Origin of the sequence: Streptomyces sp. NPDC014861 (genome assembly GCF_043081625.1) — a bacterium.
GTDB lineage: Bacteria > Actinomycetota > Actinomycetes > Streptomycetales > Streptomycetaceae > Streptomyces.
Genome location: NZ_JBIBWV010000011.1, coordinates 164,949 through 180,946 on the forward strand (window position 1 = coordinate 164,949; position 15,998 = coordinate 180,946).

Annotated in this window: 13 protein-coding genes; 8 read left to right on the forward strand and 5 right to left on the reverse strand. The window is 75.8% G+C overall.

Features of this window, described 5'->3' with window-relative positions; all coding sequences use genetic code 11:
* Positions 1-28: 28 nt before the first annotated feature.
* Both ACF1BN_RS22855 and ACF1BN_RS22860 read right to left on the reverse strand, forming a co-directional pair.
* Entirely contained in the window at positions 29-1,066 is a 1,038-nt protein-coding gene (locus ACF1BN_RS22855) for a serine hydrolase domain-containing protein (protein WP_392333436.1), read from the reverse strand.
* Between the two features lie 97 nt (positions 1,067-1,163).
* Positions 1,164-2,903 carry a VanW family protein gene (locus tag ACF1BN_RS22860; protein WP_392333437.1) on the reverse strand — a complete coding sequence of 580 codons (1,740 nt, stop codon included), beginning with the start codon at positions 2,901-2,903 and terminating at the stop codon, positions 1,164-1,166.
* A gap of 458 nt (positions 2,904-3,361) precedes the next feature.
* Between ACF1BN_RS22860 and ACF1BN_RS22865 the strand changes: the two genes are divergently transcribed.
* From ACF1BN_RS22865 to ACF1BN_RS22895, 7 genes are all read left to right on the forward strand, one after another.
* On the forward strand, positions 3,362-4,162 hold the full coding sequence (locus ACF1BN_RS22865; RefSeq protein WP_392333438.1) for an IclR family transcriptional regulator: 801 nt from the start codon (positions 3,362-3,364) through the stop codon (positions 4,160-4,162).
* 46 nt (positions 4,163-4,208) lie between these two features.
* Positions 4,209-4,535 carry a putative quinol monooxygenase gene (locus tag ACF1BN_RS22870; protein ID WP_392333439.1) on the forward strand — a complete coding sequence of 109 codons (327 nt, stop codon included), beginning with the start codon at positions 4,209-4,211 and terminating at the stop codon, positions 4,533-4,535.
* 127 nt (positions 4,536-4,662) lie between these two features.
* Positions 4,663-5,697: a LacI family DNA-binding transcriptional regulator gene (locus ACF1BN_RS22875; RefSeq protein ID WP_392333440.1), complete on the forward strand. Its 1,035-nt coding sequence runs from the start codon at positions 4,663-4,665 to the stop codon at positions 5,695-5,697.
* Positions 5,698-5,947: 250 nt separating this feature from the next.
* Positions 5,948-7,018: a phosphatase PAP2 family protein gene (locus ACF1BN_RS22880; RefSeq protein WP_392333441.1), complete on the forward strand. Its 1,071-nt coding sequence runs from the start codon at positions 5,948-5,950 to the stop codon at positions 7,016-7,018.
* 43 nt (positions 7,019-7,061) lie between these two features.
* Positions 7,062-9,281 carry an NADP-dependent isocitrate dehydrogenase gene (locus tag ACF1BN_RS22885; RefSeq protein WP_392333442.1) on the forward strand — a complete coding sequence of 740 codons (2,220 nt, stop codon included), beginning with the start codon at positions 7,062-7,064 and terminating at the stop codon, positions 9,279-9,281.
* Between the two features lie 96 nt (positions 9,282-9,377).
* The gene (locus tag ACF1BN_RS22890) at positions 9,378-9,668 is read left to right on the forward strand and encodes a hypothetical protein (RefSeq protein WP_360320318.1); all 291 of its coding nucleotides are present in this window, start codon (positions 9,378-9,380) and stop codon (positions 9,666-9,668) included.
* A gap of 189 nt (positions 9,669-9,857) precedes the next feature.
* Positions 9,858-11,474, forward strand: coding sequence for a sigma-70 family RNA polymerase sigma factor (locus ACF1BN_RS22895; RefSeq protein WP_392333443.1), 1,617 nt, complete (start codon positions 9,858-9,860; stop codon positions 11,472-11,474).
* A gap of 7 nt (positions 11,475-11,481) precedes the next feature.
* On the opposite strand, the gene ACF1BN_RS22900 is transcribed toward ACF1BN_RS22895, so the two are convergent.
* Positions 11,482-12,426 carry a CAP domain-containing protein gene (locus ACF1BN_RS22900; RefSeq protein ID WP_392333444.1) on the reverse strand — a complete coding sequence of 315 codons (945 nt, stop codon included), beginning with the start codon at positions 12,424-12,426 and terminating at the stop codon, positions 11,482-11,484.
* Between the two features lie 177 nt (positions 12,427-12,603).
* On the reverse strand, positions 12,604-13,503 hold the full coding sequence (locus tag ACF1BN_RS22905) for a universal stress protein (protein ID WP_392333445.1): 900 nt from the start codon (positions 13,501-13,503) through the stop codon (positions 12,604-12,606).
* A 198-nt stretch (positions 13,504-13,701) separates the two neighbouring features.
* Between ACF1BN_RS22905 and ACF1BN_RS22910 the strand changes: the two genes are divergently transcribed.
* Positions 13,702-14,598, forward strand: a complete 897-nt coding sequence (locus ACF1BN_RS22910; protein ID WP_392333446.1) for a hypothetical protein — start codon at positions 13,702-13,704, stop codon at positions 14,596-14,598.
* Between the two features lie 7 nt (positions 14,599-14,605).
* On the opposite strand, the gene ACF1BN_RS22915 is transcribed toward ACF1BN_RS22910, so the two are convergent.
* Entirely contained in the window at positions 14,606-15,889 is a 1,284-nt protein-coding gene (locus ACF1BN_RS22915; RefSeq protein ID WP_392333447.1) for an acyl-CoA dehydrogenase, read from the reverse strand.
* Between the last annotated feature and the right edge of the window lie 109 nt (positions 15,890-15,998).

Below are 15,998 nucleotides of genomic sequence, written 5' to 3' on the forward strand. Positions count from 1 at the left end.
CGTAGGGCCCGGCACCGACAGCGGGGACTCAGGCGAACGCGTATGCCCGGAACAGCTCCCGGACCCGGGCCAGCGGGGCCGGATCCCGCGTCACGTACAGGCGGTTGGTCAGCAGGACCGCCCAGCGCGCGCGGGCGGGAGAGACCCACATCGCCGTACCGGTGAAGCCGAAGTGGGCCCACACGTCGTCACCGGGTCCGGCGCCGGGCGCCGGGTGCCAGAGCAGGCCGCGCGGCGGGGCGAGATGGCCGGTGCCGACGCGCAGGGAGGCGGCCGTCCAGGCCGCCGAGAAGGTGCCGGCGGGAGGGGAGAGCACCCCGCGCAGGAAACGGCCGGTGTCCCCGGCCGTGGTGAAGACGCCGGCGATCCCGCAGGCGCCGCCGAGCAGCCGGGCGGAGAAGTCGTGGACCGTCCCCCTCAGATGACGGCCGCTCTCCTCGTCGTACTCGGTGGGCGCGCAGCGGGCCGCCGCCTCCGGCGGCAGCGGGCCCCAGCGGGTCTCCCGCATCCCGAGCGGCGCCCAGACGCGCTCCCGCGCCAGCTCGGCCAGCGGGCGGCCGGTCAGGTGCTCGGCCAGCCAGCCGAGGACGAGCGCCGCCCGGTCGGTGTACGCCACGGCCGCGCCCGGCGGGTGCCGCAGCGGCTCGGCGAGGACCCCGTCCCTGATGTCCTGCGGGTCGGAGCCGTACAGGAAGCGCAGATTGGCCCGGAGCGGCATCCCGGCGGTGTGGGTGAGCAGCTGGCGCGCGGTGACCTCGCCCACCGGGCGTCCGGCCGCCGCCGGCCAGGAGGAGCCGAGCGGCTCCGACAGGTCCAGCTTCCCGGCGTCGACCAGGGTGCCCGTCACCGCCCAGACCGTCAGGATCTTGGTGAGGCTCGCGACGTCGAAGAGGGTGTCCGGGCGGACCGGCTCCTCGGGCAGTGCCGGGTCGAGGACGCCGACCGCGCCCGCCGAGCGGGTGCCGGAAGGATCGCCGACCGCCCACACGGCCCCCGGGCACACTCCGTCCTGGACCGCCCCGGCCAGCAGCCGGGCGAACGGGGGGACCTCGCTGCGCTCCGCCACGGCACGCCTCCGACACCGGACCGGCGCGGCCCGGTCCGGCCGCACCAGGCATGCATGCCCGGGCGCCCGCGGGAGGACACCCTTCCGGCGGCGCCGGTCAGTTGCAGACGACCTCGTCGCGCGGGGTGTAGTGGGTCTTGAAGGTCTGCCGCTTCACTTCCTCGCCGCCGTTCTTGAAGACCCGGTCGACCGCGATGTCGAAGCCCTCCAGCGGCTCCTGCGGCACGCACTTCTCGCCGGTGGCCTCGCGCTTCTCCGGCTCGGTGATGTCGGTGCGCGGACCGGCCACCGCCTCGACGGAGTCGTACTTCTTGGTGCCGTAGAAGGTGATGGTCACCGAGGAGTCGGTGGCGCTCGCGGCGATGTAGATCGGCTTGCCGGAGTCGTTGCGGAACTTCTGGTCCAGGCTGCCCCAGGCGACGGTCGCCTCCCGGCCGGCCGGGTAGCGCTCGATGTAGAAGGAGTGGGCGCCGTACTCGACCGGCTGCACGCCCGCGAAGAAGACCGCGTTGAACATGGTGGTCGCCACCGCCGAGACGCCGCCGCCGGGGGCCTCCTGGTAGCGGCCGTCGAGGATCATCGTGCCGTCGACGAAGCCGTTCTCCTCGGTGCGCTCGCCCACCGTCTCGTTGAAGCTCCACACCGCGCCCGGCTGCACCAGCGAGCCGTTGATCAGCTCGGCGGCCCGGCCGATGTTCGTCGTCCGGTACGGGGCCGTGGGGAAGTTCACCGTGAAGCTCGACATCTGCTCCTTGATGCCGAGCGAGTCGAGGGTGGCGCTGCTCACCTGGGGCTCGGTGACCTTGGTGGCCACGGAGGCGGTACGGGCCGCGTCGCCGGTGCGGGTGAGGAGCGGGTCCACCGCCGCGCCGAGCGACTTCTCGGTCACCTCGCGACCCGGCTTGCCCTCCTTCACGACGACGACCTTGCCGTCCCGCACCCCGAGGGTGCCCTCCACCGGGGCGCCCGTCATGGCGGCGAGCGGGCGGGCCACGTCCGGGTCGCGCAGCAGCGCGGTGGAGTCGAGGGAGCCGCTCAGCCGGCCGTTCTCGTTCTTCACGGTCAGGTGGTCGCCCAGCGTCTCGGGGGAGATCCGCAGCCGCTGGTCGCCCACGGTGAGCGTCACCGGTCCCGAGACGGCGGGCTTCGCGTACGTGTCGAGGAAGCGGGTCAGCTCGGCGGCGGCCAGCTTCGGCTGGGTCACCGCGACCGGCAGGGTCACGGCGGAGGCGCCGGGGGCGGCCGGATAGGCGGCCCGCAGGGCCTCGGCGGCCTTCGCGGTGTCGAGCTTCTGGCCGGCGACGGACCGCGTGGAGACCGCCTCGCCGTCCTTGAAGGAGACCGAGCCCTCCGTGACGGCCCGGTCGTTCTCCTTCGCCAGCGCGGCGACGGCGGCGCCGGTCCTGGCGGCGTCGTGGGCGAGGACGGGCTCGATCTCGCGGTCCCCGGAGGAGAAGAGACGCCCGATGACGGTGAAGGGGTCCCGGGACGGGTCGGCGGCCCGCTCGGCCGTCGCCTCCGCGTCGACGGTCAGTCCGGCCGAGGCCGGGCTGACGTCCTCGGTGCGCTCGCCGACCTTCACCACGATCGGCGCCGTCCACGCCGCCGGGGCCTGTGCCCGCAGCCGCTCGGCCGCCTCGGCCTTGCTCAGCCCGCCTATGTCCACGCCGGCGACCCGGGTGCCGGCGGATATGTCGTTCCCGGTCGTCGCCAGACCGGCCACGTACAGTCCGCCCACCGCGACGGCGACGACGCCCGCGGCGATCGCGGCCGTCCGCCACCGTGGGCGGTCACCGGCGGCGGGCGTCGGGGCATGGTCGGTCGTGGGGCGGGGCACACGCTCTCCCGGGGCGTCGGGGACAAGGGGAACCAGACGACCGTACGCCGAAAGAGTGTCAAATGCACATAAAGTACGGTTGACCTGCGGAAATACCCCCCGATATCGCACCACTACACAGAGTGCCCGCCCGCCGCGAGGCGGTTCCCGGGCCGCCCGCGAGGCCGTGCCGGGGCCGTACGCGAGCCCGTGCCGGGGCTGCCGCAGGCCGCGCCGGGGCTGCCGCGAGGCCGTTCCCGGGCCGCCGCGAGGCTATTCCCGGACCGCGGTGAGCCTCGCGTCCGGACCGCCGCGAGCCGGCCCGTGCCGGGGCCGTCCGCGAGCCCGTGCCCGGGCCGTCCGCGAGCCCGTGCCGGGGCTGCCGCGAGGCCGCGCCCGGGTCGCCGCGAGGGAGTGCCGGACCGCCGCGCGAGGCCGTTCCCGGGCCGCCCGGCCGTCCCCGCCGCTACCCTGGCCGGATGCCCGCCGACGCCCCGAACCCGCTGCCCGAGCCCTCCGCCGACCCGCACCGGGCCGCCGCGGGGCCGCGGTCCGTGGAGCGGGCGCTCGACCTGCTGGACCTGGTCGCCGACGCCGGCCGGCCCGTCGGCGCCAAAGCCCTCGCCCGGATGCTGGGCTGCTCGCTCTCGACCGTCTACCACCTCACCGGGCCGCTCCTCGCGCGCGGCCACCTCGTGCGCACCGCCGAGGGGTACGCGCCCGGCCCCCGCGTCCCCGCCCTGCACCGCGCCCATCTCCGCCACCACGGACTCGGCGCCTCCACCGGAGAACTCCTCGGGCGGCTGCGCCGGGCGACCGGCGCGGAGTCGTACCACACCGCCTACCGCGACGGCCTGATCACCGTCGTGGACACCACCGCGCCCGTCACCGACACCGCCCACCCCTTCACCCCCGGCCCGGAGGCCCGCGCGCACGCCACCGCGCACGGCAAGGCGCTCCTCGCCGCCCTGCCGCGCGCCCGGCGCCGCCGCTACCTCGCCGAACACGGCATGGCCCGGTTCACCGAGCGCACCATCACCGGCGCCGAGCGCTTCGAGGCCGAGATGGCCACCGTCCGCGGCCAGGGCTACGCCGTCTCCGTCGGCGAGGCCGACCTCGCGTACACCTGCCTCGCCGTCGCCGTGCCCGACCGCGGCGACGGCATCGTGCACGCCCTCTCCGTCTCCCTGCCCACCGCGGACTTCGCCCGCCGTCAGGGCGCCGTCCGGGCCGCCCTCACCCGCGCCGTGCCGGACTTTCCGGCCCTGCCGGAATCCTGAGAGGCGCGCCTGGCCCGGGCGGGGCGGCGTGGCGCAGCCTGAGGGCATGATCTTCATCGCCGTGCGCTTCACCGTCCGCCCCGACCGCGCCGACCAGTGGCTCGACCTGGTCGCCGACTTCACCCGCGCCACCCGCGAGGAGCCGGGCAACCTCTTCTTCGACTGGTCCCGGAGCGTCGACGACCCGAACGTGTACACCCTCCTGGAGGGCTTCGCCGACGACGAGGCCGGCGCCGCCCACGTCGCCTCCGACCACTTCGCCGCCGGACTCGCCGCGATGGCCCCCGCCGTCGCCGCCACCCCCGAGATCATCAACGTCAGGACCGAGCAGCGGGGCTGGGGCCCCATGGCGGAACTGACGCCCACCACCTGATCCCACCCACCCCTCGCACCGCCGCCGGCACCGCCGGCCGATCCCGCCGGGACCCGCCCGCCCGCCTGATAGGTTCGCCGCACAGCACGGGCGGGCGGTGTCCCGGGGCCGAGGGGAGAAGCCACACATGGCGGTGAGCGGGCGGCAGACCGGCAGGCCCACCCTGGAGGAGGTCGCGGCCCGGGCCGGAGTCGGCCGCGGCACGGTCTCCCGGGTCATCAACGGCTCGCCGAAGGTGAGCGAGCAGGCCAAGGCGGCCGTCGAGAAGGCCGTCGCCGAACTCGGCTACGTCCCCAACCGGGCCGCCCGCGCCCTCGCCGGAAGCCGCACCGACGCCGTCGCCCTCGTCGTCCCCGAGACCGAGGCCCGGCTCTTCGCCGAACCGTACTTCCTCGACATCATTCGCGGTGTCAGCAGCGAACTCGCCGCCGCCGACAAGCAGTTGCTGCTCACCCTGATCCGCAGCGACCAGGAGCGGCAGCGCTTCGAGCAGTACCTCGCCGCCCAGCGCGTCGACGGCGTCCTCCTCGTCTCCGTGCACGCCGACGACCCGCTGCCCGACCAGGTCCGCGCCCTCGGCCTGCCCGCCGTGCTCAACGGCCGCCGCCGCGAGGACGAGCCCGTCGCCTTCGTCGACTCCGACAACACGGGAGCCGGCCGCACCGCCGTCGCCCACCTCGCCGCCGGCGGCCGCACCCGCGTCGCCACCATCACCGGCCCCCTCGACATGTACGGTGCCCGCTGCCGCCTCGACGGCTACCGCGAGGGCCTGGCCGAGGCCGGCCTCCCCGCCGACGACGCCCTCGTCGCCACCGGCGACTTCACCGAGGAGGGCGGCCGGCGCGCCATGCGCGAACTCCTCGACCGCGCCCCCGACCTGGACGCCGTCTTCGCCGCCTCCGACGTGATGGCCGCCGGCGCCCGGGCCGTGCTCCGCGAGGCCGGCCGCCGGGTCCCCGAGGACGTCGCCCTCGTCGGCGTCGACGACTCCGCCGTCGCCCGCCTCATGGACCCGCCGCTCACCAGCGTCCGCCAGCCCATCGAGGAGATGGGCCGCACCATGGCCCGGCTCCTCCTGGCCGAGATCGCCGGCCCCAGCGAGCCCGACGACCAGCCCCGCCGGATGCTCCCCACCGACCTCGTCGTCCGCGCCTCCTCCTGACGCCCCCTCCCGTTCACCCGCGCACGGCACGCCCGCGCCGCCGTCGGCACCCCGCCGGCGGCGACCGGGGGACCGCAGGGACCGGTACGTCGTTCCGGGGGCGCTCGCCCCTCCCGACGCGCCGGCGGCGCGTCGGGCACCGGAGCGGGCCCGACGCTCCGGGACCCCCGCGACGGCTGAATCCCGCCCCCGAGCGTCGTTCGGGTGCGCCCAGCGGGCGTCCCGCTCGCGCCCGGGTTCGAATCAGGGCATGGCTTCCTACGACAGGCGAATAGGCGGCTCCCCGAAGCCGCCCAGAGCCGGTGACACCTGGTGGTACGCCGCCGTGGCGGGCGAGGCCGCGGACTCCTTCAGCACCCGGGTCCGCACCCGGACCCGGCGCGCCTGCCTCGCCGCGGTCCTGCTGCTCACCCTCGTCTACGCGGGCCTCGTGCTGACGGCGACCGGCCGCCGCTGGGGCGACGCCGCCGTCACCGGCCGGCGCGCCGACACCCGCGTCGCCGCCTTCCTGCGCGACCACCCCTCACTGGACGGGGCCGTCACCCTCTCCCTCGTCCTCGCCTGTCTCCTCCTGGTCGGCCTCGGCGTGCTGCGCAGGCGGTACGGGCTCACCGGAGCCGCCGTCGGAGCCGTCGCCGTCTCGCTCGCCGTCACCGGCCTGCTCCAGCTGTACGCGCCCCGCCCGCGGACCGCCGAGGGAGTCGGGGCCCTGGCCCCCAGCGGCTTCCCGAGCGCCACCGCCACCCTCGCCTTCGGTGTCGCCTTCGCCCTCCCCCTGGTCGTGTCCCGCCGCTCCCGGGAGCTCGCGACCGGCGCCGCCACCCTCTGGGCCGTCGCCGTCGGCGCGTACTCGGTCGCCGACGGCGACCACCGCCCCGGCGACGTCATCGCCGCCGCCCTGCTCGCCCTCGCCGTCCAGTGCGGCCTGATCGCCCTGCTCGCCCGCCGCGGCAAGGTCCGCCCCGGCACCCGGCGCGGCACCACCGCGCGCGGCCTCCCGGTCGGCCTGGCGCTCGGGCTGCTCGCCGCGGGCGGCCTCGCGGCCGGGTTCCTGCTGCTCGGCGACACCCTCGGCCTGCCCGCCACCGCCCCGTACGACCCGGCCGAGCTCCGCCTCGCCCACCGCTGCGGCCAGGCACTCGCCGCCGGTGTCGGCGCCGCCGCCGGCCTCGCCCTGCTCCTCCTCGTCCGCCACGTCGAGCTCGACGGCGGACCCGCCTCGTACCGGCTCGGAGGGCCCTTCGTGGAGGACTCCGGAGCCCCCGACCAAGGCGAGCTCGTGGGGCCCTTTACGGAGAACCGCGATCACGAGATATCTTGATGTCGAGCAATCTCGCATACGCAGACGTGGAGCGGAGCACCTGGTGACTGACTCGACCATCATCTACACCCACACCGACGAGGCGCCTGCCCTGGCGACGTACTCGTTCCTGCCCGTGATCCAGGCGTATGCCTCCACGGCCGGCGTCACGGTCGAGACGCGTGACATCTCGCTCGCGGGCCGCATCATCGCGAGCTTCCCCGAGTTCCTCGAGGAGGGCCAGCGCATCAACGACGCCCTCGCCGAGCTGGGCGAACTGGCCAAGACCCCCGAGGCCAACATCATCAAGCTGCCGAACATCTCGGCCTCGATCCCGCAGCTGAAGGCCGCGGTCGCCGAGCTCCAGGCGCAGGGCTACGCCCTCCCGGACTACCCGGACGACCCGAAGACGGACCAGGACAAGGACGTCCGCGCCCGTTACGACAAGGTCAAGGGCTCGGCCGTGAACCCGGTCCTGCGCGAGGGCAACTCGGACCGCCGCGCCCCGGGCTCGGTCAAGAACTACGCCAAGAACCACCCCCACCGCATGGGCGCCTGGACCTCCGAGTCCAAGACCGAGGTCGCCACCATGGGGCAGAACGACTTCCGGTCCACCGAGAAGTCGACCGTGATCGCCGAGGCCGGCAGCCTCCGCATCGAGCACGTGGCCGCCGACGGCACCACCACCGTGCTGCGCGAGTCCGTACCGGTCCTCGCCGGCGAGGTCGTCGACGCCTCCGTGATGCGCGCCGCCGCCCTGCGCACCTTCCTCTCGGAGCAGGTCGCCCGCGCCAAGGCCGAGGACGTCCTCTTCTCCGTGCACCTCAAGGCCACGATGATGAAGGTCTCCGACCCGATCGTCTTCGGCCACGTCGTGCACGCCTTCTTCCCGAAGACCTTCGCGCAGTACGGCGAGGTCCTCGCGGGCGCCGGCCTGTCCGCCAACGACGGCCTCGGCACCGTCCTCAAGGGCCTGGACGCCCTCCCGAACGGCGCCGAGATCAAGGCGTCCTTCGACGCCGAGATCGCCGAGGGCCCGGCCCTCGCCATGGTCGACTCCGACAAGGGCATCACCAACCTGCACGTGCCGTCCGACGTCATCGTCGACGCCTCGATGCCGGCCATGATCCGCACCTCCGGCCACATGTGGGGCCCGGACGGCCAGGAGGCCGACACCCTCGCCGTCCTCCCGGACAGCTCCTACGCCGGCGTCTACCAGGCCGTCATCGAGGACTGCAAGGCCCACGGCGCCTTCGACCCGTCGACCATGGGCTCCGTCCCGAACGTCGGCCTCATGGCGCAGAAGGCCGAGGAGTACGGCTCCCACGACAAGACCTTCGAGATCGCCGCGGCCGGCATCGTCCGCCTCGTCGACGCCGCCGGTGACACCGTCCTGGAGCAGGAGGTCGCCGAGGGCGACATCTTCCGCGCCTGCCAGACCAAGGACCTCCCGATCCAGGACTGGGTCAAGCTCGCCGTCACCCGCGCCCGCGCCACCGGCGACCCGGCCGTCTTCTGGCTCGACGCCGAGCGCGCCCACGACGCCCGGCTGATCGCCAAGGTCGAGCAGTACCTGCCGGAGCACGACACCGAGGGCCTGGAGATCAAGATCCTCTCCCCGGTCGAGGCGACGAAGTTCTCCCTGGAGCGCATCCGCCGCGGCGAGAACACCATCTCCGTCACCGGCAACGTCCTCCGCGACTACCTGACCGACCTCTTCCCCATCCTGGAGCTGGGCACCAGCGCCAAGATGCTGTCGGTCGTCCCGCTGATGGCGGGCGGCGGCCTCTTCGAGACCGGCGCCGGCGGCTCCGCCCCGAAGCACGTCCAGCAGCTCGTCAAGGAGAACTACCTCCGCTGGGACTCCCTCGGCGAGTTCTTCGCGCTGGCCGCCTCCTTCGAGCACCTGGCCACCACCACGGGCAACGCCCGCGCCCAGGTCCTCGCGGACACCCTGGACCGCGCCACCGGCACCTTCCTCAACGAGGACAAGTCGCCGACCCGTCGCGTCGGCGGCATCGACAACCGCGGCAGCCACTTCTACCTGTCCCTGTACTGGGCCCAGGAGCTGGCCGCGCAGACCGAGGACGCCGAGCTCGCCAAGGCCTTCGCCCCGCTCGCCGAGAACCTCGCGGCGAACGAGCAGAAGATCGTCGACGAGCTGAACGCCGTCCAGGGCTCCCCGGCCGAGATCGGCGGCTACTTCCAGCCCGACCCGGCCAAGGCCGCGGCCGTGATGCGCCCCTCCGCCACGTTCAACGAGGCCGTCGCCACCCTCGCCTGATCGGGCGGCCGACGCGTACCGCCCCGGCCGGAACGATTCCGGCCGGGGCGGTCCCGTCGGTGGCGCGTAGGCCATCCGGGTGTGACCCTGGAGGGCATGAGCTGGGCATCTTGGACGACCGCCGGTGTCTACACCGGGCGTGGTGGGGTGCTGACCGTCGAGGGCGGAATCGTCACGGGCGACCTGACCGTGCACACGACCTTCGTCGACGGTGAGGCACGTGTGGCCGTGCAGTACAGCGGCGCCTCCGACTGGTTCACCATGTCGGGCAGTCCCGTCCCCTGCTCCTCGGAGGAGGAGAGCCGAGAACTCCACGACGCCGTCGTGGAGGCCGTCCGGGAGGGCCACGGGGCCACGGTCCCGCGCCTGCCCCACCCGACCGGCTAGGCCGGCCCCTCCGGGTCGTGCCGTGCACCCGGCACGATCCGGAGGGGCGGCCTGGCCTCCGGTCCGGGCGGGCCGCCGTCACGGCGGCGGCCCGCCCGGACCGCCGAGCGAAAAAAGTGTTATCCCTGCCCGGCCTCCCGGGTCTCCACCTGGACGGGGACGCGAACCGGGCACGAGGGAGCACCATCCATGCACAGCGACGAGCAGCGCACCACCGCCCTGGTGGAGGCGGCGCGCGCGGGCGATCCGCACGCCAGGGACGAACTGGTGCGCGCCTGCCTGCCGCTCGTGCACAACATCGTGGGGCGGGCCCTCGACGGGCACGCCGACACCGACGACATCGTCCAGGAGACCCTCGTCCGGGCCCTCGACGGGCTGCCCGGGCTGCGGGACCCCGCCCGCTTCCGGTCCTGGCTCGTCGCCATCGCCATGAACGGCGTCCGCCGCCGCTGGCGGGAACGCCGGCAGGCCCCCGTCCCCGGCCTCGACCGGGCCGTCGAGCTCGCCGACCCGGCGGGCGACTTCACCGACCTCACCATCCTCCGCCTCGGCCTCACCGGACAGCGCCGCGACGTCGCCCGGGCCACTCGCTGGCTCGACGAGGACGACCGCGAACTCCTCTCCCTGTGGTGGCTGGAGGCCGCCGGCGAACTCACCCGCGCCGAACTCGCCGAGGCCCTCGGCCTCGACCCGGCCCACGCCGCCGTCCGCGTGCAGCGGATGAAGGAGCGACTGGAGACCGGCCGGGCCGTCGTCGGAGCCCTCGACGCCCGTCCCCGCTGCCCCGGCCTCGAAACCGTCCTCACCCCGTGGGACGGCCGGCCGTCCCCGCTGTGGCGCAAGCGCCTCGCCCGCCACCTGCGCGAGTGCCGCACCTGCGCGACCGGCCGCGCCCGCCGCGGACTCGCCCCCGTCGAGGGTCTGCTGGTCGGCATCGGCCTCGTCCCGCCCGTCGCCGGAGCCCTCCTCGACGCCGGCACCACCCCGGCGTTCGCGGCGGAGCCGGTCGGCGGCGCGGAGCCGGCGGTGGCCGCCGAAGCGGTGCCGCCCGGCCCGGCGGCATCACCGCCGGCCGGCCAGCCTCCCGTACCCGACCCGCACACCCTGCCCGGGGCGTCGGCCTCCGCCGGATCCGGCGGGCACGCCGCCCCGTACTGGACCCTCGGGCGCCGGGCCGGGACGGCCGGCGTCGCGGCCGTCGCCGTCCTCGGGGCGCTCGTCCTCACCCTCCCCGAGACCACCGACCCCCGCCCCGCGCCCCCCGGGCCCGTCGCCGCGCCCCCGGCGACCACCCCGCCCCGGACCCCCGCCCCCACACCCGACACCACCACCGCGACCCCCACCCGCCCGACGCCGACCCCGACCCGCACCGCCACCACCACCGCGCCGACCCCGAGCCGCAGCGTCGCACCGACCCCGGCCGACCCGGGGGAGCGGGTGACGGAACTGGTCAACCGGCTGCGCGCGAAGGCCGGCTGCGGCCCGCTGCGCACCGACGCCCGGCTGACCGCCGCCGCCCGCGCCTACGCCCGGGACATGACGGCCCGCGGCTACTACGGACACGCCAGCCCCGAGGGCGAGTTCGCGGACAGCCGCATGACCGCGGCCGGATACCAGTGGTCGGCCTGGGCCGAGAACCTCGCCCAGGGCCAGCCGGACCCCGCGACCGTCGTGGAGAGCTGGCGGGACGACGCGGGCCACGAACGCAATCTGCTCGACTGCGCCTACCGCGACACCGGTGTGGCCGCCGTGCCCGGCCCGGACGGCACGGTCTGGGTGCAGAAGCTGGCCGCGCCCGCGAACTGAGCGGACGTCAGCCCTTGGTGCCGAAGTCCTGCACCCACCAGGGCCCGTCGGCGGTCAGGGTGACGCCGACCCCGATGTCGCGGAAGGCGCAGTTCACGATGTTCGCCCGGTGGGCCGGGCTCCCGATCCAGTCGTCCATGGCCAGTTCCGGGGTCTTCGGCCCCTTGTGGATGTTCTCGCCCCACGCCGACCAGGCGTAGCCGGAGGCCTTGATCCGGTCGCCCCCGTCGTGTCCCTCGGGGTTGTCGTGGGCGTAGAAGTCACGGGCCGCCATGTCGTCGGCATGCCCCTGAGCCGCTTCGGTGAGCCGTGCCTCGGTCCGCAGCGGCTCGCAGCCGGCCCGGTCCCGCTCGGCGTTGGCGAGCGCGACGACGTCCCGCACGTAGCGGGCCGCGCGGGCCGGGGCCGTCACCGGGGCGGCGAGGACGGACCCGGTCTGCGGGGCGAGCCCGCCGTCCGCCCTGCCGGCCCCGGCCCCGGTCCCGGTGGCGTCGCCCGCGTCCGCACCCGCGCTCGCGCCCGGGGGCGTGGTCGCGGGCGCGGTCGGGGCGGTGATCGCCGGCGCTGCCGGGGGCGCGGACGGGGTGCGGCGGGCCTCGGCCCGGGCGTCGGGCGAGCCGGGGGCCGGGGTGGGAGGGGCGGGGGGTCGGGCCTCGGCGGAGGAGGGCCCGGCCGCGCGGGGAGCGGAGGAGGAGGGCGGGGCGGCCACGTACAGACCGAGGAGGACGGTGACGGCGGCGGCGGTCGTGCCCGCGGTGAGGACGGCCGCCTGGAAGGACGTGCGCCGGAGCGGGCGCCGGTGCGGGCGGTGGAGCGCGGGGCCGCCGCGGCGGTGACGGCCGGAACCGGTAGGGGAGGCGGGGGCGCCGGGGGCGGGGTGGTCGGGGTGGGGATGTTCGAAGGGGTCGGACGGGTCTGATGGGTCTGATGGGTCGGGGCCGTCGTACCGCATGGAGCTCCGCTCTCTCGGCGTCGCCGTCGGGCCGGCGGCCGGGCGTTCGGCCACCGGGGCGACGGGGTCAAGGCTTTCCGCGCTCCGCCGCCCCGACACCCCGTGTCAACCCGGCGGGTCAACTCCGTGCGTCGACCCGCCGCGTCGACTTGACGGGACCGCCTGACCCGTATCCGCTCAGGCGCCCTGCGGGATCACCGCCACGGGGCACGGCGCCAGGTGGAGCGCGGCATGCGCCACCGAGCCGATCCGCTGTCCGAGCGCCCCGCGCTTCGCCCTGCGGCCCACCACCAGGAGCTGCGCCGCGCCGGAGGTGGTGAGCAGGACCTGGCCGGCGCTGCCGAGCTCGACGTGCTCGGTCACCGGCACGTACGGGTACCGCTCGCGCCACGGCGCCAGTGCCTCGCGGAGCGCCTTCTCCTCGAAGGGCACGAGGCCGCCGGCGTCGTCGGCGAGCCGCAGCGACGTCGGGCTGTACGCGAAGAGCGGCGGCAGGCTCCAGGCCCGCACCGCGCGGATCGCGGCGCCCCGGGCCGCCGCCGTCTCGAAGGCGAACCGCAGCACCGCCTCGCTGTCCTCGGGGGTGCCCTGCTGGCCCACCAGGATCTCGCCGGTGGGCGGTTCGGCTGCCCGGTCGTCGCGCGCCCGGACCGCGACGACCGGGCGGGTCGAGGCGGCGATGACCTGCTGCCCGTACGAGCCGAGCAGGAATCCGGCCACCGCCCCGTGCCCGCGCGAGCCGATGACCAGCATCTCGGCGTCCTCGGCCGTGTCGAGCAGCGCGGCGACCGGAGTGTCGGTCAGCACCCCCGAGGTGACGGTCAGTTCCGGGTGCCGCTCCGTGATCTCCGCCGCGGCCGCGCGGACCACCTCCTCGGCGGCCCGCTCCTGCGTCTCGCGGTCCTGGACGAGCGGCAGGTCGAGCGGTTCCCACCGCCAGGCGTGCGCGAGCCGCAGCGGGACGCCCCGGTGCTCCGCCTCGCGCGCCGCCCAGTCGGCGGCCGCCAGGCTCTCCGGCGAACCGTCCACCCCGGCCACGATCTCCCCGCCCCGGAACTCCCCGGCCTCGCGACTCATCCGACGTCCTCCCAGACACCATCCGAGGGCCCGGCCCGGACGCCGGTCCCTCCTCGCCTCCCAGCTTGGGCCCTTGGGCCGCTCCGGGAGAGGGCCGGACGGCCCGACATGCCGGACCGTTCGTCCCGCCGGGTTGGGGACCCGTCATTTGAACGTGTTCAGGGGTCTGGCAGGATCTCGCCGAAGGGGGTGATCGCCATGGCGGCGACGCGGGAGGCGCAGCGGATTGGCGCCGCCGAGAGACTGGTGCCGGCGGCGGCGGTGCTCCTCGTGGAGGGGGTGCTCGCCGCCGTCCTGCTGACGCTGTACGGCTTCACCCAGCCGTCGCCCGGCGCCGGAGGGGGTTCCGCCCTGGGCATCCTCCTCCTGTTCGTGCTGCTGCCCTTCGCCGTCGCCTTCGCCGGTGGTCTCGCCCTCGTGCTCGTGCTGCCCACGGTGTGGCTCGGTGAGCGGTTCGCGGGCGTGCTCGGGCAAGGGTGGGCCCGCCTCGGGGGCGGAGCGGCCGGGCTGCTGCCGGGCGGGCTGCTCGTCGCCGCGGTCCCGCTGGGCGCGGCGGTGACGGCCGGCTGCTCCGGAGCGGTCGCCGGCGCCGTCCTGTGGCTGCCGGCCGGGGCGGCGCTCGCCGTGGCCGCCGCGGTCTCCGGCTCGCGCCGGCCGCGTCTGCTGCGGGCCGTCCTGGGCCGGGGCGCGCTGGCCGTGGCCGTCGTCCTCGCACTCGGCGTGGCAGTCTTCGCGAGTGGCCTGGTCGAGGAGTACCGGCCGCCTCGCCCGGCTCGTGCCGCCATCGTCGGAACCTGGACGGACGGGCGCGGCGGCTCGATGGAGCTGGCCGCGGACGGCACCGCCACCGCCGCGGGCCTCGACGACTCCTGGGACGGGGACGACGAGGAGCGGGAGTGCGGCGGTCGCGGCACCTGGACATACGAACCGGGGTCCGGCGCGTCGGGCCTGCAGGTCGGGCTCGGGGTGGGCTCCTGCGCGGACGGCACCTGGTACGTCGGCGGCACGGCGGAGCGGGTCACGCTCTACCAGTACGTCGGCGACCCGGACTCCGGTGACCTGTACGAGCTGACGCGCGCCGGCGACGGTCCGTGACGCGCGGTCAGGCGCTGCGGGCGAGTCGGGCGTGGGTGCCGTTGAGGTAGTGGTCGCCGATGTCGCGGAGCCGGTGGGAGGGGCGGGTGCGGGCGGTGAGGGCGCGGGCGTTGCGCCAGAAGCGGTCGAAGCCGGGGCCGCCGCCCCCGGCGCCGGGGACGGCCGGCGGGGCGCCCTCGACGAGCTCCAGGATCCGGGTGGTCAGCTGGACCGCGGCCCGGCCGGTGACGGTCTCCGCGGCGGCGACCAGCACCGCGAGGTCGGCGCGGTCCTCGAAGCCGAGCGTCCACCCGGCGCGCAGTCCGCTGGTGAGGGCGTCGGTGGCGCGTTCGGCGACGGCGGCCGCGGTGTGCGCGGCGGTCGCCAACTCCCCGTAGGAGAGCAGCAGGTACGGGTCGTCCCCCAGGCCCGGCAGGGCGTGGAGGGGCGTGCCGTCCCGGGGGACGCGGTCGGGCTCGGGGGCGATGGTCCGGTTCACGTCCCGGGCCTCGGCGAGCGCGCCCTCCGCGATGCCGAGCACCACGTGCACGAGCAGCAGGCGGAGCACGAGCGGCGCGAGCGCGGTGAAGGGCGCCACGGCGTGCTCGTCGGACGGGAGGGTGCCGAGGACCCCCGCCCGGGGGACGGGCACGTGGTCGAAGACGACCGTGCCGGCGCCGGTCAGCCGCTGCCCGACCCGGTCGGCCACCCCCTCGGCGAACACCCCGGGGTGGGCGGGGTCCACCAGGACCACCAGCAGGTCGCCGGTGCCGGCCGGGCGGGCGGCGACCACGAGCCGGTCGGCGACGGTCACGGCGGAGTCGAAGGAGCGCCGCCCGTCGAGGAGCCAGCCGCCCCGGTCGGCGCGGGTGAGGGTGAGGCCGGTGCCCGTGCCGGGCGGCGCGGGTTCGGTCGCCCCGGCGAGCAGCCACCCCTCGGCCGCGGTGCGGGCGTCGAGGCGCGGGAAGCTCTCGGCGGTCCGGCCCGAGGGGCCGGCGAGGAAGCGGGTCGTCCACGACAGGGCGTAGTGGTGGGCGAGGAGTTCGCCGACCGAGCTGTCCGCGGCGGAGAGCTCCCGTACGGCGGAACACGCGGTGCGGAGATCGGCGCCGTGCCCGCCGCCGCCGAGCGCCGGGTCGGAGGCCGTGAGGAAGGCGGGGAGCCCCGCCTCCTGGAGTCGTTCGACCTCGTCGAAGGGGGCCTTGCCGGCCCGGTCGCGGGCGTGCGCGTCGACCGCCAGGTCGTCGGCGAGTTCCCGGACGACCCGCCGCCAGAGCGTGTCGTCCCTCGGCGCCGTCTGCTGCTTGCTCATCCCACCCCGCCTGCTCTCCGTCATTCCACCGGATCTAATCCCACTGGATCACTAGGGATAGTGGCAGAGGGAGCCCGCGAGGCCCAAGGGGCGTCCGCTATGTGGATGG

Bases quoted from the DNA above. Each gene is read 5' to 3' on its own strand.
- ACF1BN_RS22895 (WP_392333443.1), top strand. From the start codon at position 9,858: ATGCACAGCGACGAGCAGCGCACCACCGCCCTGGTGGAGGCGGCGCGC.
- ACF1BN_RS22900 (WP_392333444.1), bottom strand. From the start codon at position 12,426: ATGCGGTACGACGGCCCCGACCCATCAGACCCATCAGACCCGTCCGAC.
- ACF1BN_RS22880 (WP_392333441.1), top strand. From the start codon at position 5,948: ATGGCTTCCTACGACAGGCGAATAGGCGGCTCCCCGAAGCCGCCCAGA.
- ACF1BN_RS22910 (WP_392333446.1), top strand. From the start codon at position 13,702: ATGGCGGCGACGCGGGAGGCGCAGCGGATTGGCGCCGCCGAGAGACTG.
- ACF1BN_RS22905 (WP_392333445.1), bottom strand. From the start codon at position 13,503: ATGAGTCGCGAGGCCGGGGAGTTCCGGGGCGGGGAGATCGTGGCCGGG.
- ACF1BN_RS22865 (WP_392333438.1), top strand. From the start codon at position 3,362: ATGCCCGCCGACGCCCCGAACCCGCTGCCCGAGCCCTCCGCCGACCCG.
- ACF1BN_RS22915 (WP_392333447.1), bottom strand. From the start codon at position 15,889: ATGAGCAAGCAGCAGACGGCGCCGAGGGACGACACGCTCTGGCGGCGG.
- ACF1BN_RS22890 (WP_360320318.1), top strand. From the start codon at position 9,378: ATGAGCTGGGCATCTTGGACGACCGCCGGTGTCTACACCGGGCGTGGT.
- ACF1BN_RS22875 (WP_392333440.1), top strand. From the start codon at position 4,663: ATGGCGGTGAGCGGGCGGCAGACCGGCAGGCCCACCCTGGAGGAGGTC.
- ACF1BN_RS22870 (WP_392333439.1), top strand. From the start codon at position 4,209: ATGATCTTCATCGCCGTGCGCTTCACCGTCCGCCCCGACCGCGCCGAC.